24 protein-coding genes are annotated in these 25,674 nt (G+C 53.2%); 20 read left to right on the top strand and 4 right to left on the bottom strand.

What is annotated here, in order from left to right; all coding sequences use genetic code 11:
• Positions 1-56 precede the first annotated feature (56 nt).
• The 3 genes from fliD to K1Y77_RS15645 all read left to right on the top strand — a co-directional run bounded on the left by fliD (position 57) and on the right by K1Y77_RS15645 (position 4,082).
• Entirely contained in the window at positions 57-1,436 is a 1,380-nt protein-coding gene (fliD, locus tag K1Y77_RS15655; protein ID WP_264429433.1) for a flagellar filament capping protein FliD, read from the top strand.
• 139 nt (positions 1,437-1,575) lie between these two features.
• Positions 1,576-2,469 (top strand): flagellin N-terminal helical domain-containing protein, encoded by an 894-nt coding sequence (locus K1Y77_RS15650; RefSeq protein WP_264429431.1) that lies wholly within the window; start codon positions 1,576-1,578, stop codon positions 2,467-2,469.
• A 173-nt stretch (positions 2,470-2,642) separates the two neighbouring features.
• Complete coding sequence (locus K1Y77_RS15645; protein ID WP_264429430.1) at positions 2,643-4,082, top strand: flagellin N-terminal helical domain-containing protein; 1,440 nt, start codon at positions 2,643-2,645, stop codon at positions 4,080-4,082.
• 963 nt (positions 4,083-5,045) lie between these two features.
• Here the strand turns inward: K1Y77_RS15645 and K1Y77_RS15640 are convergent.
• A complete protein-coding gene (locus K1Y77_RS15640; RefSeq protein ID WP_264429429.1) occupies positions 5,046-5,630 on the bottom strand; it encodes a hypothetical protein in 585 nt (194 codons plus the stop codon).
• Positions 5,630-5,800 (bottom strand): hypothetical protein, encoded by a 171-nt coding sequence (locus K1Y77_RS15635; protein WP_228219388.1) that lies wholly within the window; start codon positions 5,798-5,800, stop codon positions 5,630-5,632. Before K1Y77_RS15635 ends, K1Y77_RS15640 begins: the two co-directional genes overlap by 1 nt.
• 452 nt (positions 5,801-6,252) lie before the next feature.
• On the opposite strand from K1Y77_RS15635, the gene K1Y77_RS15630 reads away from it, so the two are divergent.
• From K1Y77_RS15630 to K1Y77_RS15565, 14 genes are all read left to right on the top strand, one after another.
• Positions 6,253-7,953, top strand: coding sequence for a methyl-accepting chemotaxis protein (locus tag K1Y77_RS15630; RefSeq protein WP_264429425.1), 1,701 nt, complete (start codon positions 6,253-6,255; stop codon positions 7,951-7,953).
• Positions 7,954-8,036: 83 nt separating this feature from the next.
• A complete protein-coding gene (locus K1Y77_RS15625) occupies positions 8,037-8,729 on the top strand; it encodes a P-loop NTPase family protein (RefSeq protein ID WP_264429423.1) in 693 nt (230 codons plus the stop codon).
• A gap of 356 nt (positions 8,730-9,085) precedes the next feature.
• Positions 9,086-9,352 carry a 30S ribosomal protein S20 gene (gene rpsT / locus K1Y77_RS15620; protein ID WP_009722795.1) on the top strand — a complete coding sequence of 89 codons (267 nt, stop codon included), beginning with the start codon at positions 9,086-9,088 and terminating at the stop codon, positions 9,350-9,352.
• 94 nt (positions 9,353-9,446) lie between these two features.
• The gene (gene murJ, locus K1Y77_RS15615; protein ID WP_264429419.1) at positions 9,447-11,024 is read left to right on the top strand and encodes a murein biosynthesis integral membrane protein MurJ; all 1,578 of its coding nucleotides are present in this window, start codon (positions 9,447-9,449) and stop codon (positions 11,022-11,024) included.
• 151 nt (positions 11,025-11,175) lie between these two features.
• The gene (gene ribF / locus K1Y77_RS15610; RefSeq protein ID WP_264019186.1) at positions 11,176-12,213 is read left to right on the top strand and encodes a bifunctional riboflavin kinase/FAD synthetase; all 1,038 of its coding nucleotides are present in this window, start codon (positions 11,176-11,178) and stop codon (positions 12,211-12,213) included.
• Between the two features lie 7 nt (positions 12,214-12,220).
• Positions 12,221-15,052 carry an isoleucine--tRNA ligase gene (gene ileS, locus K1Y77_RS15605; protein ID WP_264429416.1) on the top strand — a complete coding sequence of 944 codons (2,832 nt, stop codon included), beginning with the start codon at positions 12,221-12,223 and terminating at the stop codon, positions 15,050-15,052.
• Positions 15,045-15,578 (top strand): signal peptidase II, encoded by a 534-nt coding sequence (lspA, locus tag K1Y77_RS15600; RefSeq protein ID WP_030071174.1) that lies wholly within the window; start codon positions 15,045-15,047, stop codon positions 15,576-15,578. Before ileS ends, lspA begins: the two co-directional genes overlap by 8 nt.
• Before the next feature lie 69 nt (positions 15,579-15,647).
• Positions 15,648-16,091, top strand: a complete 444-nt coding sequence (fkpB, locus tag K1Y77_RS15595; RefSeq protein WP_009097963.1) for an FKBP-type peptidyl-prolyl cis-trans isomerase — start codon at positions 15,648-15,650, stop codon at positions 16,089-16,091.
• A gap of 54 nt (positions 16,092-16,145) precedes the next feature.
• A complete protein-coding gene (gene ispH / locus K1Y77_RS15590) occupies positions 16,146-17,135 on the top strand; it encodes a 4-hydroxy-3-methylbut-2-enyl diphosphate reductase (protein WP_030071170.1) in 990 nt (329 codons plus the stop codon).
• Positions 17,136-17,198: 63 nt separating this feature from the next.
• Entirely contained in the window at positions 17,199-17,615 is a 417-nt protein-coding gene (locus tag K1Y77_RS15585) for a type IV pilin protein (RefSeq protein ID WP_301583950.1), read from the top strand.
• The gene (locus tag K1Y77_RS15580) at positions 17,616-18,023 is read left to right on the top strand and encodes a type IV pilus modification PilV family protein (protein WP_030071167.1); all 408 of its coding nucleotides are present in this window, start codon (positions 17,616-17,618) and stop codon (positions 18,021-18,023) included.
• 13 nt (positions 18,024-18,036) lie between these two features.
• Positions 18,037-18,513: a PilW family protein gene (locus tag K1Y77_RS15575; RefSeq protein ID WP_030071166.1), complete on the top strand. Its 477-nt coding sequence runs from the start codon at positions 18,037-18,039 to the stop codon at positions 18,511-18,513.
• A 31-nt stretch (positions 18,514-18,544) separates the two neighbouring features.
• Positions 18,545-19,063, top strand: coding sequence for a pilus assembly PilX family protein (locus K1Y77_RS15570; RefSeq protein ID WP_264429410.1), 519 nt, complete (start codon positions 18,545-18,547; stop codon positions 19,061-19,063).
• A gap of 49 nt (positions 19,064-19,112) precedes the next feature.
• Positions 19,113-20,135: a tryptophan--tRNA ligase gene (locus tag K1Y77_RS15565; protein ID WP_030071162.1), complete on the top strand. Its 1,023-nt coding sequence runs from the start codon at positions 19,113-19,115 to the stop codon at positions 20,133-20,135.
• Between the two features lie 59 nt (positions 20,136-20,194).
• On the opposite strand, the gene K1Y77_RS15560 is transcribed toward K1Y77_RS15565, so the two are convergent.
• Entirely contained in the window at positions 20,195-21,853 is a 1,659-nt protein-coding gene (locus K1Y77_RS15560; RefSeq protein ID WP_264429407.1) for an FAD-binding domain-containing protein, read from the bottom strand.
• A gap of 112 nt (positions 21,854-21,965) precedes the next feature.
• On the opposite strand from K1Y77_RS15560, the gene K1Y77_RS15555 reads away from it, so the two are divergent.
• Together K1Y77_RS15555 and K1Y77_RS15550 are read left to right on the top strand one after the other, a co-directional pair.
• Positions 21,966-22,268, top strand: coding sequence for an antibiotic biosynthesis monooxygenase family protein (locus K1Y77_RS15555; RefSeq protein ID WP_264429405.1), 303 nt, complete (start codon positions 21,966-21,968; stop codon positions 22,266-22,268).
• 148 nt (positions 22,269-22,416) lie between these two features.
• Positions 22,417-23,784 carry an aspartate aminotransferase family protein gene (locus K1Y77_RS15550; RefSeq protein WP_320055271.1) on the top strand — a complete coding sequence of 456 codons (1,368 nt, stop codon included), beginning with the start codon at positions 22,417-22,419 and terminating at the stop codon, positions 23,782-23,784.
• Positions 23,785-23,814: 30 nt separating this feature from the next.
• Here K1Y77_RS15550 and K1Y77_RS15545 read toward each other — a convergent pair whose 3' ends face one another.
• Positions 23,815-24,015: a DUF1127 domain-containing protein gene (locus K1Y77_RS15545; protein ID WP_264429403.1), complete on the bottom strand. Its 201-nt coding sequence runs from the start codon at positions 24,013-24,015 to the stop codon at positions 23,815-23,817.
• 202 nt (positions 24,016-24,217) lie between these two features.
• Here K1Y77_RS15545 and K1Y77_RS15540 point away from each other — a divergent pair, with 202 nt between their 5' ends.
• Positions 24,218-25,660, top strand: coding sequence for an aminotransferase-like domain-containing protein (locus K1Y77_RS15540; protein WP_264429401.1), 1,443 nt, complete (start codon positions 24,218-24,220; stop codon positions 25,658-25,660).
• Positions 25,661-25,674 lie beyond the last annotated feature (14 nt).

Genomic DNA, 25,674 nt, shown 5'->3' with positions numbered 1-25,674 from the left:
ATAGATTAAGTCAACACTTGTTGGTTTAGCCTTGTTTTCTGAGGAAGCACCCAGTTATGGCGACGATAACCTCCCTAGGCGTCGGTTCCGGCCTAGATCTTAATGGCTTGGTTGATCAGCTTCGTAACGCTGAGCGCCAAAAGCTAATCCCTATCACGCAGCAAAAAAATCAGCAGCAAACGAAGATTTCAGCGTTTGGTCGTCTTCAGTCAGCACTAAGCCGCTTTCAGGAGTCTGTCGTTGCCCTGGATGATGCCAAGCTGTTTTCCAGTCAAAAGAGCACTTCCAGCAGCGACGCGGTAAGGGTGACCACCTCCGCTGATGCTACCGCTGGGTACTATGATATTAACGTTACTCAACTAGCGAGAGCGGGCAGCATTGCTTCTAATAGCGTAGCAATGGAAACCGTGCTTGCGGAAGTGGACGCTACGTTAACGCTTGATTTTGGTGCGACCTACCAAGATGGCGTGCTTCAGCCCAGTGTCGAGCCGCTCAGCAGCTATTCCATTACTATTTCAGCAGGCAGCACCCTTGCGACTATTCGCGACCAAATTAATGCTGATCAAAATGCTGGTGTAAGTGCCTCGATTGTTAACGATGGCACGGGCTACCGCTTGGCGTTAAACAGTAAAGATACCGGTGCAGTTGCCTCGGTTACTGGGTTTTCAGGCGTGGCTGGTTTATCTGCGGATGATGCCACCTATCGTGCAGGCACTGATGCCGCCTTACAGATGAACGGTATCTCGATTACTAGTGCCAATAACCGAGTAGAAGGGGCTATTCAAGGAGTAAGTTTGGATCTTACCGCCACCGGCAAAAGTAGTGTGGTGATTGAGCGCGATACTGAAGCGCTAAAAGAGGCCATTCAAAACTTCGTTAGCGGCTACAACGAGCTGAAATCTACCTTGGGTCGTTTAACCTTGGCAACGGGAGACCGTGACACCGCTGGTGATTTGGTGGGGGATAACACTGTACGGAGTATAGAAGGAAGGTTACGGCGAGACTTGCTTACCAGCGTTGAAGATAGCGAACTAGGAGTGCTCTCCCAGTTGGGTCTGGCGTTAGATCTCCGTGGGCGGTTAGGGCTGGATGAAACCAAGCTAGACGCCTTAATTGCTAGTGAGCCTGATGCGTTGTCAGGCTTCTTTGCAGGCACAACCAAACAAGGTGGCTTAGCTGGTCGTTTAACAGGGGCAATGGATGAGCTGCTGGGCGATAAAGGCCCAATTCAAGGAGCTATCGAAAATGCTGAAAAACGGATGGCGCGGTTAGATGACCGTTTCATACGCAGTGAAGCGATGATTGAGCGTACCGTAAGCCGTTATCGCACTCAATTTGCCCAGTTAGATGTCATGTTAGGGCAGATGAACAGCATGAGTATGTACCTTACGCAGCAGTTTGATGCGCTTTCAGCTCAAACCGTACGTAAGCGCTAGTTCTTTGTTACAAACTTTTACAAAAATTTTTTATCAGAATACTAAAGAAAACGAATGATGGGCCGTTAATTAATATACCGGCGCGACAAACGCCGCCAAGCGGGCCTCGTGGCCAATCAAACGTTGAGGAGTATCAACTATGTCAGTTATCAATACCAACATCACTGCGCTGATCGGTCAGAACAACCTGAACAAGTCCCAGTCTGCCCAGCAAACCTCGATGGAGCGTCTCTCCTCTGGTCTGCGTATTAACAGCGCCAAGGATGATGCGGCCGGTCAGGCCATCGCCAACCGCATGACTTCTCAGATCACTGGTTTGAACCAAGCGCAACGTAATGCTAACGATGGCATTTCTGTTGCACAAACTGCTGAAGGTGCCCTAAATCAAATCAATGATAACCTTCAGCGTGTGCGGGAATTGACCGTTCAAGCATCTAACGGTTCAAACTCCGACTCCGATATGGCTTCGATTAGTAAGGAAATCGAGGCTCGTATGGGTGAGATTGACCGAGTTGTTAAAGATTCTAAATTCAACAATACCCAAATTTTTGGTGCAGACGCTACAGGTACTGACTTTATGATTCAGGTCGGTGCTGATTCCGGTGCTGATCGCATTACTATTGAAAAGATTGATGCAACAGCATTTAGTGCGGATCCGATTGGTGACGATTCTGATTCAGGTACCCTTTCTGATTTTGTTGACACCACCTTTGCTGCTATTACTGGCGCAGCAGATAGTGATGCTCGGGCTACAGCTTCTGATACGGCACTCACAGCTCTTGATACTGCGATCGGCGCAGTTGACACTGCTCGTAGTGACCTTGGTGCCACACAGAACCGCCTTGAGTCTGCTATTGACAATATCACCACTACCTCGACCAACCTGGAGGCAGCTCGCTCGCGCATTGAAGATGCCGATTACGCCTCAGAAGTGTCTAACATGACCCGCGCCAATATCTTGCAGCAGGCCGGTACATCCATCTTGGCGCAGGCCAACCAGACTCCGCAGAACGTGCTGTCTCTGCTGGGTTAATCTGAGACTAGATGATAGGGCGAATGCTCTATCGCTAAGCACTCTGAACCGGCTCCCTTTGGGAGCCGGTTTTTTATTTCTGTGCCAAAACGAGTGACTTATCAAAAATTCCTAAAGTAATTATTTATTAGTCCGATAATTAACAATAACTATGACGATAAAAGAGCAACGGCATGCCAGTTATCAATACCAACCTTTCAGCACTCAACACTCAGCAAGGCCTAGGAAAATCCAAAGCAGCGCTCACCACCAGTATGGAGCGGCTTGCCTCGGGGTTACGTGTAAATAGCGCCAAAGACGATGCGGCGGGTCAGGCCATTGCCAACCGAATGGACGCCAATCTTCGTGCTAACACTACAGTGACTCGCGGTATTAATGACGGTGTTTCGTTGATGCAGACCGCAGAAGGCGGGCTAGATGGGATTAACGATATTCTGCAGCGCTCCCGTGAGCTTGCAGTACAAGCGGCTAATGGTACGCTTTCCGATGGCGACCGTGCTTCGATTAATGCAGAGTATAAAGAGCTGCGTGCTGAAATAGATCGTATTGCGAAAGGCACCGAGGCGTTTGGTAAATATCCGTTAGCGCCTACTGAGTCGCGTTTGGGTGAGACGCAGAGTATGGGAGAGCTGTTTCAAATTAGTGGCACTAACCTCACAGCACAAAGCTCAGGTGTTGAGCCGGTCACTTATATTCCAGTTGGGGCCAAAAACATTACGATTACGGTAGATGGCCTGCCTGGCGCGGAAGACGATATCCAAATTTTTACCCGCAGTGGTAAACACTTAGTTGGAACCCCTCTGAATGATTATACGTGGGTAACTAATGGGGTAAGTTCAGCTGAAGAGATCAAGAATAAAATTTTTCAAAATCCTGATAAAAACTTGGGTTTTTTAGCTGATGCAGAGTATGACGCTTCGGAACTATTCAACGTTGAACCTGCTGAGGATGCTGTCTTTTCAGACCAGCTTGAACATGCTGAAACCCGAGCGTACAAAGATATGTTGTTTACCTATACGGGGGATGGGGATCGTTTCAACAGTGATTCAAATAACGCTGACGGTGCCACTGACAGTTCTCATAGCATTGAACGTCTTAATATCGATAAAACAACAGAGCCTCTAATATTGGTTGTTACTGGGCAAGGTATATTTAACGTTCAGGCAGAGTGGGATGCCATGCCAGCATCGAATATTACGCCCCCCATAAGTAGCGCTACGGAGATTGTTGTGGATGCTCACTTTGGTGAGGAGATCGAAACGATCACTATCGAGCCGACACCCGCTGATCACCTCTCCCTTGGGCTGGAAGATGTCGAGCTAGACCCGCTTGAAAAAGCGCGCGAAGCGATGGCCAAACTGCAAGAAGCATTAAACCAAGTGGATGGTTATCGTAGCCAGTACGGCGCGCTCGCTAATCGATTTGAGAGTGCAATTGAGAACTTAGCGACCCAGAGTCTTAACACTGCCGCCGCGCAGTCACGGATTATGGATGCAGACTACGCTAAAGAATCCTCAAGTATGATCAAAATGCAGATTTTACAGCAGGCGGGCAGCTCCATGCTTGCCCAGGCCAACCAGATCCCGCAGAACGTGCTTTCTCTGCTGGGTTAATCTAGAGCTTCACGATACAGCGAATTCTTGATAGCTAAGCGTTACACTCAACCGACTCCTTTTGGGGTCGGTTTTTTTATGGGGGTAATATGACCAATGAAGAACAACAACGCGTTATCGACGAGCTACAAACAGTCATAGCGGACACTCAAGCCACTTTACAACGCTTTTAAGACACCGGCATGGATAAAGAGATGCCTGCGAACTATGAAAAGCTGCTAGATATTTTAGACGGTGCAGTGAAACAGCAGCGCGAGCATACACGAGTGATGTTGGGGTAGCTGACACCCGCGACTCACAGAGGTGACGCCCCAGGTCCGTCATTCCCGCATGCCCTTAGCGGGAATCCATGGTGAGGCAGGCAGCTGAGTCTTGTCGGGCAAAGGTCAAAATGGATTCCCGATAACCTCACTCGGGAATGACGGTGCGGTGGTTTGCTCGGGAATGGCGGTGTGGTGGTTTTCGGGCATAACGGTGTGGTGGTTACTCGGACAACGGTGTGGTGGTTAGCTTGGGCATAGCGGTGTGGTGCATTCGGGAGTGATGCTGGGGTGGCTGACACCCGCCACTTACAGAGGTGACGCCCCAGGTCCGTCATTCCCGCATGCCCTTAGCGGGAATCCATGGTGAGGCAGGTAGCTGCGTCTTATCGGGCAAAGGTCAAACTGGATTCCCGATAACCCCTCTCGGGAATGACGGCGCGGTTGTTTACTCGGGCATGACGGTGTGGTGGTTTGCTCGGGCATAACGGTGCAATAGTCATAGCGGACACTCAAGCCACGCTTTGAAGACACCGGTATGGATAAAGAGATGCCTAGGGACTATGAAAAGCTGCTGGATATAGTAGATGGGGCGATTAAACAGCAGCGGGCGCATACGAAGGAGTTGTTGAGCGCTGCTTGAACACCCTGGGTGATGGGGTATAAAGCCGAGAGACGCTTCCGTCCGCAAGAATAATGCCTTTCATGGTGTGCTACTTATTAGTTGCTCTGGCCTGAAATAGCCAATAATCGATTGCTGGTTGCGCACAGCCATCTGAACATGCGTGTGCTCTTTTAAGGCCGAGCCGGGGTAAAGTACGTCACCTTCTTCGAACACGCCATAAACGGTATCAAAGCTTGGCTCGCCTGCATCTTGGCGTAACTGATGAGCGGCTTTTATCACGGCGCAATCTAGCTTACGTGTCATGGGCTTGCCATGTTGCATAACAGCGTTTGTTGGTAAATCTTCACCTATTTGTGCGTAGGTCTCTTTAAGAAATTGGTACGCAGTTTTTAGCTCTGATGTTACGCCGTAATCCGTTAAATTTAGGCAAAAGCCTGGGTCGATGAAGGCGCCCACCACATAAGGTGTCTTGTTGTTGCCCTTATTTGCCCACTCCAGAGCGCGCTCGTAGCTGTCTACCCAGAAGTAGATGCCGTCTCCGAGCCAGTCATACTCATTTTCGCTGTGATTGAGGTGTGCTTGTCCAGATAAAACTTTCTCAGCGACGGCTTTATCGCAGCCGTGATAGCCCACTAGAGGAGAGAGTTTATAGCCACTTTGCATCAGCTAAACTCTTTGGTTGGTTCGCCGTTTTGCTTTATCAGGCCTGCCCTAATAAGAAATTTCCTCGACTTTTCTTTATCTTGAGAAATTTCTTTGGCGTGGGCTTCCATGTCTTCAGTTAAGAAAACGCGTTTATGGCGCTGTGGTGGCATTGGCGTAGTATGTTTCATATGTTTCTCCTGGCCATTACGTTAGCTATGTTGCCCTTTGGTTGCCCATTCTACGGTTTTTCTAAGGCCGCTGTGAAAGCTTTCTTGGGGTTGCCAACTTAGCTCGTCCAGCAGCATATAGTTTAGATTAGGCCGGTAGCGCTCTAAACCCCCCTGTACCGATTCGACCATGTTCGCGATATTTTTTGTGCCGCTTTCCAGTGATTTTCTCCATTGTAGAGCACAATTGGCAAGACCGGCGGCAGTTTGCCGCTCGGGCTTCATTGCACTGGTGAATATTCAGAGCCAGCAGCTAGATAATTCCCTCTCTTTGATTTCTTTGCACTTTTTTGGTGCGCGGGCAGCGCTTTATTTATCATTAAAGCCCATAAATGACTGATTATCCGCATTAAAACCCGGCACGCATATTGCAGTGGCTAAGCATCTTGGTTCACTTATCTTAAGGAAGCACCATGGCGCTACTGCAAAAAGGTCGTTATGCACTTGGTTTTCAGCACTGGCTCTGGTTGGGCTTTGCTGTGATTATCGCCCTGATGGTAGCCATTACCGCGATTGGTATTCAACGCGTTAACGCGATTGATGAGGCGTTAACGCGTATCAATGATGTGCATGGTATGAAGCAGCGTTACGCGATTGATTTTCGCGGTAGTGTGCACGACCGTGCCATTGCGCTGCGCGATGTGGTGGGGCTGACTACCTATAGCGCCGTTCAAGAACAGCTCGATCTTATAAAGGCATTAGAAGAGGATTACGCAGAGGCGGAAAGCGCCCTGTCTGCTCTGCTTACCACCCATGACGATATCCCTGAGGCTGAGCGCGAAGCCTATGCGCAGATTCAGCGCACGGCAGAAAGCACACAAGCAGCGGTGGCGGAAGTGCTGGCATTTCGTAGTACTAATAACCTGTCTGCGGCTCGTTTTGTGCTTTTTGAAGATGCCGCACCCCGCTTTAAGCAATGGCTGGGTGACATTAATGCGTTTATCGATTTGCAAGAAGTGCGCAGTGTTGAGGAAACCCGTGCAGCACGTGAGTTAGCCGGCACTTTTCAGGCCACTATGCTGGTGTTGGTAGGGCTGGCCATTGTGATTAGCTTAATTATTGCCGCCTTACCTGGGCGTTGGTTGAAACGCACCCTTGGCGCGACGCCAGAAAAAGTCAGGGAACGTGTGCAAACCATTGGCTCCGGCGATTTCAGTACAGCGGCGAACGGTGTTTCAGCAAGTGGTTTTTCGGGAAACAGGTTTTCAGAAAACAGATTTTCCGAAAACAGTATTATGCAGGCCCTGAGCGATATGACGCAGCAGCTCTCCGAGACCGTCAACCGTGTTCGTTTGGCCTCGTTTGAAGTTGAGAATGACAGCTATCAGATCTCTGATAATAGTACGGAACTCTTAAGCCGCGTTGAGCAGCAGGCAAGTATGCTGACGCAATCAGCCACTGCCATGGAGCAGCTGGGTTCTACGGTTGCCCATAATGCTGAGCGTGCCAAGCAGGTCGATCATCAGGCCAGTGATGCTGCCGCGCTTGCTGGAGAAGGCGGCGCTATGGTTAAGCAGGTGGAGTCTGCGATGCAGGCGCTGAATACCCGCTCGGAAGAAGTCGTGACGATTGTATCGCTGATTGACAGCATTGCTTTCCAAACCAATATTTTAGCGTTAAACGCATCAGTGGAAGCCGCGCGGGCCGGTGAGGCGGGGCGCGGTTTTGCAGTGGTGGCTCAAGAAGTGCGTAACCTGGCCACGCGCAGTGCAGAGGCGTCGCGCCAAATCAGTGAGCTTATTCACGCTAATTTACAGCAGGTAACGGAGAGCGCTTCCCTGGTGAATAAAGCCAGCGAAAAAACGCACCGTGTTGTTGAGGCAATTAATCGCGTTACCGCTCTGGTGGGTGAAATCAGTCAGGCCAGCGCCGAACAGGCACGAGCGGTACAAGAAGTTGGGCAGGCGGTAACGCAAATGGATGGCGTGACACAACAGAATGCGGACTTGGTGAAGCAAACCGCCGCCACGGGGGAAGAGCTTCGCTTGCGCTCAAGTCAGTTAGGCGAGGCGATTGCCCGGTTTGATCTTGATGAAGACCAACTGCAACCGCGTGCTCGCACGGTGGATGAAATTAACCAGCAGCATGAGTTGGCGTATTTGCCTGCGTATTAACACTCTTGTTATGTCTTCCGCTTTTGCCATTTCCTGCTAAATTCGCTAAGGGCTGGGTGTTTAACCACACTGGAGAAACAGGTATGGGCAGGGTGCACTTTATTGGCGGTGAGAAAGGTGGGGTGGGTAAGTCGATGACGGCGCGGGTGTTGGCGCAGTATTACATCGATCACGAGATGCCATTCTTGGGGTTTGATTGCGATGCTTCCCACGGTACGTTTTCGCGTTTTTATCAGGATTATGCCTCCCCCGTGGTGGTGGGCGACGACGATAGCCTAGACGGCATACTGACGGCGCTGGAAGAGCACCCCGAGCGGGACTTAATTATTGATTTGGCGGCACAGTCTGCCCAGCCGATTAACCGCTGGATTGAAGATACCGATGTGTTTGGGCTGTTGAATGAGCTAGGCATGCAGGTGGTGTGGTGGCACGTGATGGATGATGGTGCGGATTCTGTTGCACTGCTTGCCGAGGTGCTGGAACGTTACAGTGCCCAGCCGGTTGAGCTAGTGGTGGTGCAAAACTTGGGGCGGGGTGAGAGTTTCACGCGCTTCCAGCGCTCTGATGTTTATCAACAGGCCAGCGCCCAGGGCGCTACGTTGATAGAGCTGCCCAAGCTACATGCCAAACTGACCCAGAAAATTGACTTCAACAACAGCAGCTTTTGGGCGGTGGCCAACGACCGTAGCCTTATGAATATTGCCGAGCGTCAGCGCATGAAGGTGTGGCTACGCAACGCGTATGCGCAGGTTGGTTTCTTGGACTCGAAGAAATAGTCTTTGAAGAAATAGAGTTTGATACAGCCTGTAGAGCGAAAGAGGTGCTGAATTAAGCGTGATGCTGCGGGTAGAAAAGCATTGACAAGCGCTGGCAAGCCCGCTTAACGCGTGATAGACTATGCCATCCTCTCAGACAAGACCCGTGGGCGGGCAGATTTTGAACTGCTCGTTACACTATTTGGCAGCATTTTAATTGCTTCCAAATCAATTGGTTGTTGTGGAAAGATACTGACGGAAAGGTCGTGTCGTGGCGAAAACCTAGAGGTGAAAACCTAGAGATAAAAGCCGACCGACAAATACATAGTTAATTCGTTGCCGTTGATTGGCAACCTTTATTCTCCAAGGAGATACCTGTGGCGAACAGCAAGCAAGCACGCAAGCGCGCCCGCCAGGCCGAGACTCGTCGCGTCCTGAAAGCCAGCCAGCGCAGCATGGTCCGCACCTACATCAAGCGTGTGATCAAAGCGATCAGCACTGGCGATCATGGCAAAGCGATGGAAGAGTTCCGGGCTATGCAGCCGGTTGTCGACCGCATCGCTGATAAAGACGTTCTTTCTAAGAAGAAAGCTGCACGTCTGAAAAGCCGCTTGAACAAGCGCATTAAGGCTCTGGCGGCGTAAGCCGGCAGGCGCCATAAAAAAAACCGGCTGCGGCCGGTTTTTTTGTGTCTGAACATCGCCTGTAGCGATGCACTGTGAGCTTATGGATTGAGTCATGACCACGAACACGCCTCCGCAAGCCAATATGTCTCCCCCGCGCCGCGGGTTGATGCGCTCTGGGTTAGTGGTCAGCGCGATGACCATGCTGTCGCGAGTGATGGGGCTGGTGCGCGATGTGGTGGTGGCGACCTTTTTGGGGGCGGGAAGCGGGGCCGATGCGTTTTTTGTCGCGTTTAAAATTCCTAACTTTCTGCGCCGTTTGTTTGCTGAAGGGGCGTTTAACCAAGCCTTTGTGCCGGTGCTTTCCGAGTACTCTACCCAGCGCAGTAAGCAGGAAATTCGTGAGTTACTAAATGCGGTGGCGGGCAGCCTAACGGCCATTTTAGCGCTAATAACCGCGTTGGCGATGCTGGGTGCCCCGTGGCTGGTGTGGGTATTTGCCCCTGGCTTCGGGCGTGACCCCGAAAAGTTAGCCATGACTGCCGATATGCTGCGGCTGACGTTTCCCTATTTGCTGCTGATTTCGTTAACCGCTTTTTCGGGTAGCGTGTTGAACACCTGGAACCGCTTTGCGGTGCCCGCCTTTACCCCGGTGCTGCTGAATCTTTCGCTGATTGGCGCGGCGCTGCTGCTCATGCCGTTAATGGAAGAGCCCGCCATGGCGCTGGCTTGGGGGGTGTTGATTGCCGGGGCTGCCCAATTAGTGTTTCAGGTGCCGTTTTTGCTGCGCCTGGGGCTGTTGCCAACCCCGTGGCCAAATTTTGCCCATGAAGGGGTGAAGCGCATTCTGAAGCTGATGGCCCCCGCGCTGTTTGGGGTGTCGGTCTCGCAGATTAATCTGCTGCTGGACACCGTATTGGCGTCGTTATTAACGGCGGGTAGCGTGTCATGGCTGTACTATTCGGATAGGTTGGTCGAGCTGCCGCTTGGGGTGTTTGGTGTGGCGATTGGTACGATTATTTTGCCAGCGCTTTCTAAACGCCATGCGGAGCAGTCCACCGAACACTTTTCGGCCATGCTGGACTGGGCCATTCGTGTGGTGCTGTTGTTAGGAGTGCCCGCCGCGCTGGCGTTGGCCGTGTTGGCGGAACCGTTTTTGATTACCCTGTTCCACTACGGGGCAATGACTGATAACGATATTCAAATGGCTGCCATGAGCCTACGTGCCTACGCGTTTGGGCTGGTGGCGTTTATGTTGATTAAAGTGTTAGCGCCGGGTTTCTTTGCCCGTCAGGATACTAAAACGCCGGTGAAAGTGGGCATTATCGCCATGGTGGCTAACATGGTGTTCAACCTGCTGTTGATTTGGCCGCTTGCCCACGCGGGTTTGGCGCTGGCGACCGCACTGTCGGCATTTTTAAATGCTGGGTTGCTGGGGTATCTGCTCTATCGCCAGAAGGTGTTGATCTTTCAGCCAGGGTGGGGACGTTACGCCGTTCAATTAGTGGGCGGCAGCGCGTTAATGAGCAGTGCGCTTTATCTGGTAGCCCCTGATTGGCAGGCATGGCTTGAGTTTGAGCTGTGGCAGCGCATTTACTGGGTGACAGGATTAGTCGTGCTGGGCGGCGGGCTTTATTTCGCTTGGCTGACCGCATTTGGCCTGCGGCTGCGTCACTTTAAAATGAATAGTTAATGCGCAAACAGCCAGCAGTAAGGTGAACGAGTAGCTAATGCCAGGACGAAGGTAATCTTCCCCTGCACCGGAACAGCGCGTTCGTTATAATCGAAGGCTTTTAAACGGTAAACGCTTTTAAAACGGCAAACGCTTTTAAAAAAGAGGTGCCATGCACGTCATACGAGGTCTGCACAATCTGACAGCGGCTCATCGTGGCTGCGTTGCTACCATCGGTAATTTTGATGGTGTGCATCGCGGCCATCAGGCGATCCTGCAGCAGTGCCGTGAGCATTCGGCGCGCTTGAATGTGCCGTTGACGGTGGTGGTGTTTGAACCTCAGCCGCGGGAGTTTTTTGCCGGTGAGCAAGCGCCGCCACGGCTAACCCGCCTGCGCGAAAAAGTGCGCCTGCTGCGCGATCATGGGGCCGAGCAGGTGCTATGCCTACCCTTCAACGATGCCTTGCGCAGCCTGACCGGGCGCGAGTTTATCGATCAGGTGCTGATTGATGGCCTAGGGGTAAAGCATTTGGTGGTGGGCGACGACTTCCGATTTGGCTGTGACCGCCGTGGCGACTTCAATCTGCTGGAAACCGTCGGGCTGGTGGAAGGGTTTGGTGTAGAGCACACCCGCACCTTTAAAGTTGATGACGAGCGGGTATCTAGCACGCGGGTGCGCACCTTACTTGCCAGCGGCAATTTCGAGGTTGCGGCGCGCCTGCTAGGTCGGCCTTATTCACTGCATGGCCGCGTGGTGCGTGACCAACAGCTAGGGCGCACCATTGGTGTGCCTACTGCTAACTTGCCGCTATTGCCCCAGCCGTTAACGCTGCGCGGTGTGTTTGCCGTGGTGGCTGAACTGGCTAATGGCCAGCGTTACCCCGCAGTAGCAAATGTTGGCTTTCGGCCAACGGTGGGGTCTAAGCGCCCGACGCTGGAAGTTCATTTATTGGAATTTTCAGGCGACCTTTATGGTCAGCGGCTGACGGTTTACCCCTGCGCGCGGCTACGCGGGGAAGTGAAGTTTGATGATTTTGATGCGTTGAAAACGCAAATTGAACACGATCAAGCCAGAGCGCGCCGCTACTTTGCGACAGCGGGTACTGGCTGCATGAATGCTCTTCCGCTGGCCTCGGCCCCGCTTGGGCGTGAGACCGCTTCTTCTGATTTCTCTTCGGCGGATAACGCCGCCGATGCTAACGACGGCTGACCGGACTATGGATTATAAGCACACGCTAAACTTGCCAGAAACCGACTTTCCCATGCGCGGCATGCTGCCGAAGCAGGAGCCAGGGCGCGTTTCTAAATGGCAGGATATGGACCTGTACCAGCGCTTGCGCGACACCCGCGCGGGCGCGCCGCTGTTTGTGTTGCACGATGGCCCTCCCTACGCCAACGGCAGCATTCATATCGGTCACGCCGTTAATAAAATTCTTAAAGATATTATCGTTAAATCAAAAAACCTGGCGGGTTTTGATGCGCCTTACGTGCCGGGTTGGGATTGCCACGGTCTGCCTATTGAGCACAAGGTAGAAACTACCCACGGTAAACATTTGGCTGCCGATAAAGCCCGTGAGCTATGCCGTGAGTACGCTGGTGCACAGATCGAAACCCAGCTAGCGGACTTTGTGCGTCTGGGTATTATTGGTGACTGGGACCACCCGTACCGTTCGATGGACTACGCCAACGAGGCGGGGGAAATCCGTGCGTTGGCCGATATGGTCGATGCGGGCTACGTGTTTAAAGGCTTAAAACCAGTTAACTGGTGCTTTGATTGTGGCTCGGCGCTGGCCGAAGCGGAAGTTGAGTACGCTGATAAAAAATCCGATGCTATCGATGTGGCTTTTCCGGTCGAAGATGCCGACAAGCTGGCAGCGGCCTTTGGTTTAAGCGAATTGCCCAAGCCAGCGGCAGTGGTGATCTGGACCACCACGCCTTGGACAATTCCTGCCAACCAGGCGCTGAACGTTCATCCTGAGTTTACCTATGCGCTAGTGGATACCGGCGAACGCCTGCTGCTGCTCGCAGAAGAGCTGGTAGAAAGCTGTTTAGAGCGCTATGGGTTGACCGGTAGCGTGATGGCTACTGCGCAAGGTAAAGCGCTGGACCTGATCAATTTCCGTCACCCGTTCTATGATCGTCTTTCGCCGGTGTATCTAGCGGATTACGTTGAGTCGGAAGTGGGCAGCACGGGTATTGTTCACTCTGCGCCTTCCTACGGCATGGATGACTTTATCACCTGCCGTGAGCATGACATGAGCTTTGACGACATGCTCAACCCGGTGCAGGGCAACGGTGTTTATGCCGATGATCTGCCGTTCTTCGGCGGTCAGATGATCTGGAAAGCCAACCCGAATATCGTTGAGAAGCTGCGCGAAGTGAACGCGCTGATGGCGCATACGCCCATCAAGCACAGCTATATGCACTGCTGGCGGCATAAGTCACCGGTGATTTACCGCGCTACTGCCCAGTGGTTTGTGGGCATGGATATTCAAGGTAAAGACGGCAAAACCCTGCGCGAGCGGGCGCTGGAAGGTATTGAAGCCACCGAGTTTACTCCCGCATGGGGGCAGGCGCGCTTGCATAGCATGATCGCTAATCGCCCTGATTGGTGTATCTCTCGCCAGCGTAACTGGGGCGTGCCGATTCCGTTCTTTCTGCATAAGCAAACCGGCGAGCTGCACCCGAACACGGTTTCGCTAATGGAAGAAGCCGCTAAGCGCGTGGAGCAAGAGGGCATTGAGGCGTGGTTTAAACTCGACCCTGCAGAGCTTTTAGGTGCTGAAGCGGCTGAGTACGACAAAGTCACCGATACCTTGGATGTTTGGTTTGATTCCGGCACCACGCACCGTCATGTACTGCGCGGCTCGCACCCCCATGGCCATGAAAGCGGCCCGCGTGCTGACCTGTACCTGGAAGGCTCGGACCAGCACCGTGGTTGGTTCCATTCGTCGCTACTGACCGGCTCCGCGATTGACGGCCACCCGCCGTACCGTCAGCTGCTGACCCACGGTTTCACGGTCGATGCCCAGGGCCGCAAGATGTCGAAGTCCATCGGCAATGTGGTTGCGCCGCAAACAGTAATGGATAAGCTGGGTGCCGATATTCTTCGCCTGTGGGTCGCGTCTACCGATTACTCTGGTGAAATGGCGGTGTCAGATGAGATTCTCAAGCGCACCGCCGATGTGTACCGCCGCATTCGTAACACCGCGCGCTTCTTGCTTTCTAACCTGAACGGTTTTGATCCGGTTAAAGATCAGGTGGCCTTTGGCGATATGCTGGCGCTGGATCAGTGGGTAGTTGACCGCGCGGCACAGCTGCAAGGGCGCATCGAAAAAGCCTATGAAGAGTACCGTTTCCTGGATGTGTACCAGCAGGTGCACGGCTTCTGTGCACGGGAATTGGGCGGTTTCTACCTGGATGTTATCAAAGACCGCCAGTACACCACCCAAACAGATTCGTTGGCCCGCCGCAGCGCCCAAACGGCGCTTTATCATGTGGTTGAAGCGCTCAGCCGCTGGGTTGCACCGATTCTGTCGTTCACTGCCGAGGAGATTTACGAGCATATTCCCGGCGAGCGTGGCGACAGTGTGCTGCTGGAAACCTACTACACCGAACTTGGCACCTTGGCAGATGATGCCGCGATGGGCCGTGCCTTCTGGGAGCAAGTGCTTGAAGTGAAGCACTCGGTGAACAAGTGCCTGGAAGACGCGCGTAATGCTAAAGTCATCAAAGGTAGTTTGGCGGCGGAAGTGACGCTTTACGTTAGCGATGAGCTGAACGCCACGCTTGCCAAGTTGGGCGATGAGCTGCGCTTCGTTATTCTCACCAGTGAAGTACATCTGGCACCGCTAGCGGATGCTGCCAACGCCGAAAGCACCGAGCTTGACGGCTTGAAAGTGGCCGTTAGTGCAAGCGAGCACCAGAAGTGCGAGCGCTGCTGGCACCACCGTGCCGATGTTGGCACTCATGCTGAGCACCCAGATTTGTGTGGCCGCTGTATTAGCAATCTTCCCGAAGGCAGCGGCGAGATTCGTCACTATGCCTAATCCTGCGTTAACCACCAACGATCCACACCAGCGGCCGCCCATGCGGCGGCCGCTGCGCTGGCTGTGGCTGGCGGTGGCGGTCATCGTGTTGGATTTGCTGACCAAGTACATGGCCAGCCACTTTTTGAATTATGCCCAGCCCGTTGAAGTGCTGCCGTTTTTCAACCTTACGCTGCTGCACAACACTGGCGCGGCGTTTAGCTTTTTAGCGGACCACCCTGGCTGGCAGCGCTGGTTTTTTGCCATTGTGGCCATTGGTGCCAGCATTGGCTTAACCATCTGGCTTGCCCGCGTTAGAGCGGATGAAAAGCTGCTGGCTGTGGCGTTGCCGCTAATTATTGGCGGTGCCCTGGGTAACCTGTATGACCGTTTAGTCCATGGCTACGTGGTGGACTTCTTATCGTTCCACGCTGCTGGCTGGTATTACCCCGCCTTTAATATTGCTGATATCGGCATTACCTTAGGAGCGGTAGGGTTAATTTGGGAGTCGATAATGGGTGATCGGCGTCGCAAAAAAGCCGCGTAACGGCTCCACGATGAAAGGGCAGTGATACACTGCCCACATGACTATTTGCATACGATTGCGAGGAACGTTATGGACTACCTAATCGATGACGGTATGGAAATTACCCTGCACTTTACGCTGAAGCTAGAAGACGGCACGGTAGTTGATTCCACTAAAGAGAAAACGCCTGCTACCTTTCAATATGGCGATGGCAATTTGCCGCCTGGCTTTGAACACCCTATTAAAGGTATGGCTGCTGGCCAGAGCGGGTCTTTTCAGATTACCCCTGAGCACTCGTTTGGGCAGCATAACCCGCAAAATATCCAAACCCTCAAACGCGCTGATTTTGGTGATGAAGAGCCGGAAATTGGTATGGTGATGTCATTTGCCGATAAGGCGGGAACGGAATTGCCTGGTGTGGTCAAAACCATTGACGGTGACCGTGTGGAAGTCGATTTTAATCACCCACTGGCGGGCCGTACGCTAACGTTTGAAGTTGACGTATTGAACGTGACACCAATCACCAAGCACTGATTTTAAGCACTCGTTTTCATTTAACAGGCGATGCAATAGCATCAAGGCGCTTTTATGCAGTCATCAGAGTCATCTCAGCCAACACAGCCGGTACAGATCAAGCTAGCGAACCCGCGTGGTTTTTGTGCGGGTGTCGATCGCGCGATCGACATTGTTAACCGTGCGCTAGATGTCTTCGGTCCGCCAATTTATGTGCGCCACGAGGTGGTTCATAACCGCTTTGTGGTGGAAACATTGCGTGAACGGGGCGCGGTATTTGTGGAAGAACTCCATGAAGTGCCCGATGACGTCATCGTGATCTTCTCGGCTCACGGTGTTTCCCGAGCGGTGCAGCAGGACGCCGAGCAGCGCGGCCTTAAAGTCTTCGATGCGACCTGCCCGCTGGTGACCAAAGTGCATATGGAAGTGCTGCGCTACGCCAAGCGTGGTCAGGAGTGCATTTTGATCGGCCATGAAGGCCACCCGGAAGTCGAAGGCACCATGGGGCGTTATGATACCTCTCACGGCGGCCAGATCTATCTGGTCGAGGATGAACAGGACGTGGCGAAGCTGGTGGTTAATAACCCCGCAGCGCTGGCATTTGTGACCCAAACCACGCTCTCGATGGACGACACGGCTAAGGTGATTGACGCACTGCGTGAAAAATTCCCAGAGATCCAGGGGCCGCGCAAAGACGACATTTGCTATGCCACTCAAAATCGCCAGGATGCAGTACGGGAGTTGGCCGCAGATAGCGACTTGGTGCTGGTTGTTGGCAGCCCTAATAGCTCCAACTCTAACCGCCTACGTGAGCTTTCCGAGCGGATGGGTACGCCCGCTTACTTAATCGACAATGCCGACCAAATTGAGCCAGCGTGGCTTGAAAATGTAAGCCGTATAGGGGTCACTGCGGGTGCCAGTGCGCCAGAAGTATTGGTAAAAGGCGTGATTGATAAGCTGCAAGCGTTAGGAGCAGCGGTGCCTATTGAGCTTCAGGGGCGCGAGGAAAACATCACCTTTTCGATGCCGAAAGAGCTGCGTGAGCAAGTGATTGTAAGCGACTGATGCAAAGTGTATCGGTTTGCGACATACTTCGCGTATGGGCCAACTGATACAGGAGCACGCTCAGTGCCTTCATGCCTTTTTCGTCGTGCTTGTCTGTACCGTGCTAGCTGCCAGGAGGCTCGCCAGCACGGTTTTACGCTAGTGGAAATGCTAATTACCGTCGCGATTATTGGAATAGTGGCGGGTATTGCCTACCCAAGTTACACCCGTTACGTAGAGCGTTCGCTGCGCACCGACGCGCATGCAGGGTTGTTGCAGGCCGCTTCTGAGCTTGAGCGCTGCTATTCACGCCAATACGCTTACACCGACTGCACGTTTACGCCTGCCTCTCCCGATGGCAACTACACCATTACGTCTTCTGATGGCAGTGAAGACGACGGTGGCTTTTTACTGACGGCTACAACAACCCAAGCCGATGGCTGTAACAGCGATATTCACTTTAATGCACGGGGCGAGCGCCTGCCTGAGGCGTGCTGGTAAATGCCCAGGCAACGTGGCCTTTCGCTAGTTGAAGCGCTGATTGCGCTGGTGATATTAGCGTTTGGGCTGATGGGCGTGGCGGCTATGCAGGTAAAAGCCCTGCAAAGTGCTAGCGCTGGCTATACGCAGTCGCTGGCGAACGTTGCTGCGGTAGATGCCCAAGAGCGACTATGGGCAGCACTTGCTGCGCACCAACGCTGCAATAGTATTCCGTTAGCGACGATTGAATCTGCTTGGCTTAGCCACTGGTTTACGGACCCACTAGCAGTGCTTAGCCATACTCAGGGGCAAGAGAGCCGTATCGACCGACAAGGCTGCCAGTTTGATGTGGTGGTGCGCCTACGTACTGAGCCGAACGAACCCCACGATAGTTTCAACTACGTGTTCCAACTTCCCAACCAACCGTAACGGTGGGCCTGCCATGGATGAGCAGCGCGGTTTTACCTTACCAGAGCTATTAGTTGCCATGGCCATTGGCGTGGTGGTGGTTCTTGGCGCAGGCCAGCTTTTCTTAAGCACCTTTCATACGTTTAAGCAGGTAGATCAGCTGGGTCGCCATCAGGAAGCGCTTCTTTATGTGGCGACAACCGTTGCTGACACATTACGCAGACAAGGCGCTACCGATGAAAACGGAGCGCCTTTTTTTCGTCTGCAGTGTGTGGTGGTTGATGCCCACTGCCGCTGCACGGTTCAAGATATGCGGGAGTCTCAGCCATTGGTCACTTTTGACTATACAACGTCGGACGATGCAGCAGGCGTTGGCTGTGAACGAGACGAGCCGCTTGGAACGCCAGTCGGCAAAGGCGTCAGCATGGTGTCGCTGCCGCTGGGTCGTCAGGGGGCTGCGGTTGATTTTTACGTTACCCATCGCGCGGCTGCGCTACAGGCGGGGCTTTAAGCTTGCCAATAAGTACTCGCAAGGAGGCGATATGCGACATCGACATCGACATCGACATCAGGAGCAAGGAGTTGCGTTAGTCGTGGTCATGGGGTTACTGGCTAGCGCCGTGGTCGTCGGCGCGATCAGTGTGCAATCCGCTCTGGTAGAGGAGCGTTTAGCAAGTAACTACCGCGCTGCGACGTTAGCGCAAATGCGTGCTGAAATAGCGGCTGCCCAGGCGGTGGCTTCTTTTAGTGAGCTGGTGTGGGGAGAGGGCGTGCTTGCTATCGACAGTGAACATCCTAATCGGTGGGAGGACATCATTAGCTGGGAAGAGTTAGTGGCGCACCCGTTAACCACGGTGCTTAGCAGTGCCTGTGAGCACAATAGCTGCTTATTTATCCCGATTGAACGCGATGGTCAACCGTGGGTGATGGCACTCGGGGCGGTGATTGCTGTGGATAGTACTGATGGCGAATCGCTGCTGGCACAGAGCTTACCTGTCTTTATCAACGTGAAGGAAGGGGAGGTAAGCCAGCAGACAAAGGCGACGGTGGTTTGGCATTAAGTGTACAATGACTTACCTTTTTTGACCTTTATTCAGCTGGATCCACACTATGAGTCAGACAGCTAAAACCCGTGTGCTGACCGGGATTACCACGACCGGAACGCCACATCTTGGTAACTATGTGGGTGCTATTAAGCCTGCCATTGAGGCAAGCCAAGACCCCAACGTACAGTCGTTTTACTTCCTTGCTGATTATCACGCGCTGATCAAGTGCCAAGATCCTAAGCGTGTGCAGGAGTCGCGGCTGGAAATCGCCGCTACGTGGCTTGCGTTAGGGTTAGATACCGATAACGCCATTTTCTATCGCCAGTCGGATATCTTAGAAATTCCCGAACTGATGTGGATGCTGTCGTGCGTGTGCGCCAAGGGGCTGATGAACCGCGCTCATGCTTACAAAGCGGCGGTTGCAGAAAATGAAGAAGCCGGCGACCAGGACCCTGATAAAGGTATCACAATGGGCTTGTTCGGCTATCCGGTGTTAATGGCTGCCGACATCTTAATGTTTAACGCCAATAAAGTGCCGGTAGGGCGCGACCAGATTCAGCACATTGAAATGGCGCGTGATATCGCCGGCCGTTTCAACCACCTGTTTAAAGGCCAATATTTTGTTCAGCCTGAAGCCGTTGTGGATGAAAAAGGGGAGGTATTGAAAGGGCTGGACGGTCGTAAGATGTCCAAAAGCTATAACAATACGATCCCGCTTTTCTCTAGCGAGAAGAAGCTGCAAAAGTTGGTGCGTAAAATCAAAACCAACTCACTGGAACCCGGTGAGCCTAAAGACCCCGATACCTGCACGCTGTTCCAAATTTACGCAGCGTTTGCCAGCAATGCAGAAGCCGCAGCGCTACGTGAGCAATATGCGGCAGGTATCGGTTGGGGCGATGCTAAAAACCACGTGTTTGACTACTTAAACGCGCACTTAAGCGCACCCCGCGAGCGTTACACCGCATTGATGGAAGACCCTGCGTATATTGAAGCAGTTCTACAAAAAGGTGCTGAACGCGCTAGGGAAGAAGCGGCGGTGACTATGGATCGGTTGCGTTCTGCGGTGGGCTTAGGGCGTTTTATTTAACTTGCTGCGCTGACGGTTAAAAATAGCCCCTGCCATTGGTAAGGGGCTATGGTAAGGGGCTATTTGGAAGGTTTGTTTCCCTCTAACGGCGCTGTTTCACCGTGCGTGGCTTCATTGTCGGCAAGCATATCGTTACTAAATAGCTCGTTATCAAATAGCTCGTTATCAAATAGTGAAAGCTGTTTGCGATTAACGGGCTTTCTAGTGTTAGTACGCTTGTTGGGTCGCCGCTGGCTAGCGAGCTTATCTACAATGGCTCGGCTGGACTCTCTGGCTTCTGGCGTGCGTCTTAGCTCATGCAGCATTTTCTTCCAGTGCCGCGCTTCGGTTTCAAAATCGTTGGGCAGCGGATAATGCTCGCCTGGCTGAAAACCAAATCGCTGGCACAGGCTTTCGGGTAGTGCCCAGGGCCTCGCACGCCACTCTAACGGTAGTCTTTTTAGCTCTGGTACCCAGCGAGCGACGAACTCGCCAGTGGGGTCGTTATCTTCCGCCTGTTTAATCGGGTTATATACCCGCAGCGCATTAGTGCCGGTGGCTCCTGCTTGCATCTGCACCTGAGGGTAGTGAATGCCCGGCTCGAAGTCAGTAAACAGCCGCGCTAGGTGCAGCGCCGGTTCCCGCCAGTGCAGCCCAAGGCCAAACGTGGCGTGGGAAATTAGCATGGCGCGCATTCGAAAGTTAAGCCAGCCAGTCGCGATCAAGCTGCGCATACAGGCATCTACCAGTGGCACCCCGGTTTGGCCACGTTTCCAAGCGATAAGAGTAGGGTGAGTAGGGTCACGCTCTCTTAAGCCGCGCAGCGCCGGGTGCAGCGTTTGGTTCTCAATGCTGGGTTCGCTCTCTAGCTTTTGGATAAAGTGGCAGTGCCAGTAAAGGCGTGAAGTGAAGGCGCGCAGCGAGCGTGACCACGCCGTGTCATCGCTGTGTTTTTCCCGCTGAAGGCGTAGCGACTGGACCACTTCACGCATGGAAAGCGTGCCCCAGGCCAAGTGAGGTGAAAGCCGTGAGCCAAACTCCCAGGCCAACAGCGGTTTAGACAGCGAGCCGCGATAACGCCGCCCGCGTGCTTGCACAAAGCTGCGCCAAAGCGCGCGGCCTTCACTGCGCCCGCCACGCTGGCGTTGGGGGCACGGCGTGGTATCAAACCCCAGCGTCAGGGTGTGTAGCTGCTCAACGTCAAGGTGATGAAAGATTTCCCAACCTGGGGCTGTTTGGGCGCTTTGCGGTGCAAGGTAGGTCGGTGCCGACATTAGCGATTCCCAGTGGCTTTCCCAGCGGGTTTGGTGCCCCGTGCGGCTGCTGAGCCCGCGTACCACGCCCTGTTGGCGGGTTTCCTGCCAAGTGATGCCGTTGGTTTGGCACCAAGCATGCACCCGTTTATCTCGTTCAAAACTCCAGGCGTTGCCAGTTTCCTGGTGAGAGTGAAGGGCAATGTGGCCGTAGTATGCTTTTAGTGCCTTCAGCAAACCGACAATATCGCCTTGCCAGATACATAGCGGTAGGCCCAGTTTTGCTAAAGCGTTGGAGAGGTCGACAAGCGAATCTGCAGCAAACTGCCAATGGCGTAACGCGCTATCCGCTGCTTGCCATTGGTCAGGCTCAATGGCGAAGAGCGGCAGCACCGGGCCAGCTGCGGCCGCATTGGTAAGCGGCGCATGATCATGAATGCGTAAATCGCGTTTGAACCAAACGACCTGGATGGGTGCCTTAGCCATGCCGTATCCTGATGGTTGAGCGCTATTCGCCGATAAACCATGACGTTACCATCAGGGTGACGTTGACGTAACTAATCCAGCAGAACTGGATCAGCTTAATAGGAGAGTGACGATGTATATTGCGATGAACCGTTTTCGGATAGCCCCAGGCCGTGAAGAGGATTTTTTGGACGTATGGCGTAACCGTGATTCTCATCTTAATGAAGTGCCGGGCTTTAAGCAGTTCCAAATGCTGCAGGGTGAAAGCCAGGAAGACCATACCGTGTTTATCTCCCACAGCGTATGGGAGTCGGAAGATGCCTTTCGCGCCTGGACCAAGTCGGAAGCGTTTCGCAAAGCCCACGCCAATGCCAAAGCACCGGAAGGTATCTACCTTGGCCCGCCCAAGTTTGAAGGGTATGACGTCGTACTATAAGTAATGAGCCACCGTTTGGCAGGGCGGCTGTGCGGTGGTGCCTATTACGTATAAATTTTCTAACGTGAGCAAAAGAAAATCGTAATTTTATAAACGTGTTCGGTGGCGCATGCTGAGGCCATGTCTCATAGCGATGGAGCTGAACAACATGTTTGGCCTAAAAAACACCACCACTCCCCAAGCGTTTATTGATGAGGAGCGCGCTTCCCCTAGCGCGCTTAATCAACACTTTTGGATGCCGTTTAGCGCAAACCGGGATTTTCACGCCAATCCACGGGTTATCGCTGGCGCAGAAGGGCGCTACTACATTGACGACCAGGGCCGTAAGCTATTCGATTCACTCTCTGGCTTATGGACCTGCGGCGCGGGCCATAACCGTGAAGAGATTCAACAGGCCGTGTCGGCTCAGCTGGGCACGCTCGATTTTGCGCCAAGCTTCCAAATTGGCCATCCGCTGGGGTTTAAGTTAGCGGAAAAAATCGCCAGCCTTACTCCTGCAGGCTTGGATCATGTGTTCTTCACTAACTCTGGCTCAGAAGCTGCCGATACCTCGGTCAAAATGGCCAAGGCCTACTGGCGGTTAAAAGGTAAGCCTGAGAAAACCCGTATGATTGGCCGAGCCAAGGGCTATCACGGGGTGAATATTGGTGGTACCAGCCTGGGCGGTATTGGTGGCAACCGCAAGCATTACGGCCAATTGATGGACGTCACGCATCTTCCGCACACCCTGCAAGCGGGCCATGCGTTTACCCGGGGCCAAGCAGAAACCGGTGCCGAACTTGCCGATGCGCTGCTTGATCAAATTGCCCTGCACGATGCCTCGACTATTGCGGCGGTGATTGTTGAGCCGATGTCTGGTTCTGCAGGGGTAATTGTGCCGCCCAAAGGCTATCTGGATCGGCTGCGCGAGATCTGTACCGCCCACGATATTCTGCTGATATTTGATGAAGTTATTACCGCCTTTGGCCGTAGCGGTGCGACCACTGGTGCCGAAGCGTTTGGCGTTACGCCGGATATTATGAACGTTGCCAAGCAAATCACTAACGGTGCGGTTCCTATGGGGGCAGTGATTGCCTCCAGCGACATTTTCGACACTTTCATGCACGCGGGGGGTGCCCCACACGCCATTGAGTTTCCCCACGGCTACACCTACAGCGCCCACCCCGTCGCTTGCGCGGCTGGCTTAGCTGCGCTTGAAATAATGGAGCGCGAAAACTTCCCGGCCCAGGTCAGCGCGATAGCGCCTGCGTTTGAACAAAAGCTTCATGCTCTAAAAGGCCGTAACCATATTGTTGATATTCGCAACTATGGCTTAGCGGGGGCAATTCAATTGGAGCCCCGTCATAGCGACCCAACCATTCGCCCCCGAGATGCCCATTTAGCCTTGTGGGAAGCTGGGTTTTACGTGCGCTATGGCGGCGACACGCTGCAGTTCGGCCCTCCGTTTGGCACCACGGAAGCTGAGCTAGAGCGGCTGTTTGATGCAGTGGCCACCGCTCTAGATTCGCTGGCATAGCCCCGTTAGCGCGATATAAAAAGATCATGCTCAGCGATGTTCATACAGCCCCCTGTTAATTGGCGAGTGCCGCCAAAACGGTTTATGCCCCTCTTTGCACGCTTGGGCACGAGTGATTCCAATATCTTCCAGCAGTCGGTCATCGAGGGTTAGTAACTGGCGGCGGCTGCGACGGTGCTGATGATAGTGGCGTAACTGACAGCGAATCTGGGTGAGGCTGAAGCGTGACATAGCGGTTCTCCTGGATGGCAATGTGCTCCACCAGATTACGCAGCCGCGTTAGAGCAATACAGATATAGACTTTTCTATTTTTAAGATACAGATGACCTGTGCTATACCTCTGTATGCTTGCTAATGCAGGAATCTGTATTGCTTAGAAGCTTATATTTAACGCTGTATTGGAGGCTGTTTTTAAAAAACAGAAGGTAAGAGTATGACTCGCTACGAGGAGGTTGCTGGCATTTTGCGGGAGCGAATTGAGCACGGTATTTACCGCGTGGGTGATCGCTTGCCTTCTATTCGAGTGGTATGTCAGGAGTTTAATGTCAGTATCTCGACCGCTCAGGAAGCTTATCGGCAACTGTTGGATGTGTCGCTGATCGAATCACGGCCGAAATCGGGCTACTTTGTTCTTCCAAGCAGAGTGCCTGCGGTGCTGCCATCTGTCTCTCGTCCTGCGCAGTGCCCACTGGATGTCTCCCAATGGGATCAAGTACTAGAGCTGGTCGCTACACAGCGTGACGATAGTCGGCTGTTGCTTGGGCGCGGTGTGCCGAATCTGGCTTACGAAACGCTTAAGCCGTTGTCGAAAATACTGTCGGGGCTGCATCGTAAGCACGATCTGAATGGCTTTAACTACGACAAACTAAGTGGTAGCCCCGAGCTGCGTCAGCAGGTAGCGCGCTTGGCCATTGCGTCCGGTTGTTTGCTGCATCCAGATGACATTATGATCACCACCGGCTGTCAGGAGGCATTGTCGATAGCACTGCGCACCCTCACTCAGCCTGGCGATGTGGTGGCTGTGGACTCGCCCAGCTTTTACGGCACCATGCAGATCCTAAAAGCCAATGGCCTAAAAGCGTTAGAGATTCCTACTGATCCGCAAACCGGTATCAGTTTGGAAGCATTGGAAATGGCGCTGGAACAGTGGCCGATCCGTGCCATACAGGTCACTCCGACGTATAACAATCCGCTGGGCTACACCATGAGCGAGGCGCGCAAAAAGGCGCTGTTTCAACTTGCCCAACGCTTCGACGTGGCCATTATTGAAGACGATATCTACGGTGATCTCGCCTATACCCACCCAAGGCCGTTGACAGTGAAGTCTTTCGACGATGATGGGCGGGTGTTGTTATGCAGCGGTTTTTCCAAAACGGTGGGGCCTGGGCTGCGGGTGGGCTGGCTGGCGCCGGGGTGTTATCGGGACAAGGCATTGCATATGAAGTATGTCTCTACCGGTGCCTCCGCCACATTACCGCAGCTGGCGGTAGCCGAGTTTGTTGCCAAAGGCCACTACGAGCGTCACCTTCGCTATGCCATTCGCCAATATCAGCGCCAACGGGACATCATGATCAACTGGGTGCAGCGCTATTTCCCAAAAGGTGCGGGCATTAGCTATCCGCAAGGCAGTTTTTTGCTATGGGTGGAGTTACCCGCCTTGGTGGATTGTGTGCGCCTTAATGAGCGCTTGGCTCAGCGCGCTATCCATGTGGCACCTGGCTCGCTATTTTCAGCCTCTGGCAAGTTTCGCCAGTGTTTACGTCTTAACTATGCATTTACGTTAACACCGGCCATTGAAGATGCCGTGCGCACCGTGGGGGAGCTTGCCACCGAGATGGTGGATGAGGCACTGCAGCATGAGGTGGCGCTGAAGTAAGCATTGTTTGCTAT

The organism is Halomonas qaidamensis (genome assembly GCF_025917315.1).
GTDB lineage: Bacteria > Pseudomonadota > Gammaproteobacteria > Pseudomonadales > Halomonadaceae > Vreelandella > Vreelandella qaidamensis.
Note: the sequence above shows the minus strand (reverse complement) of the source record. Positions and strands in the feature narration are given on the sequence as shown.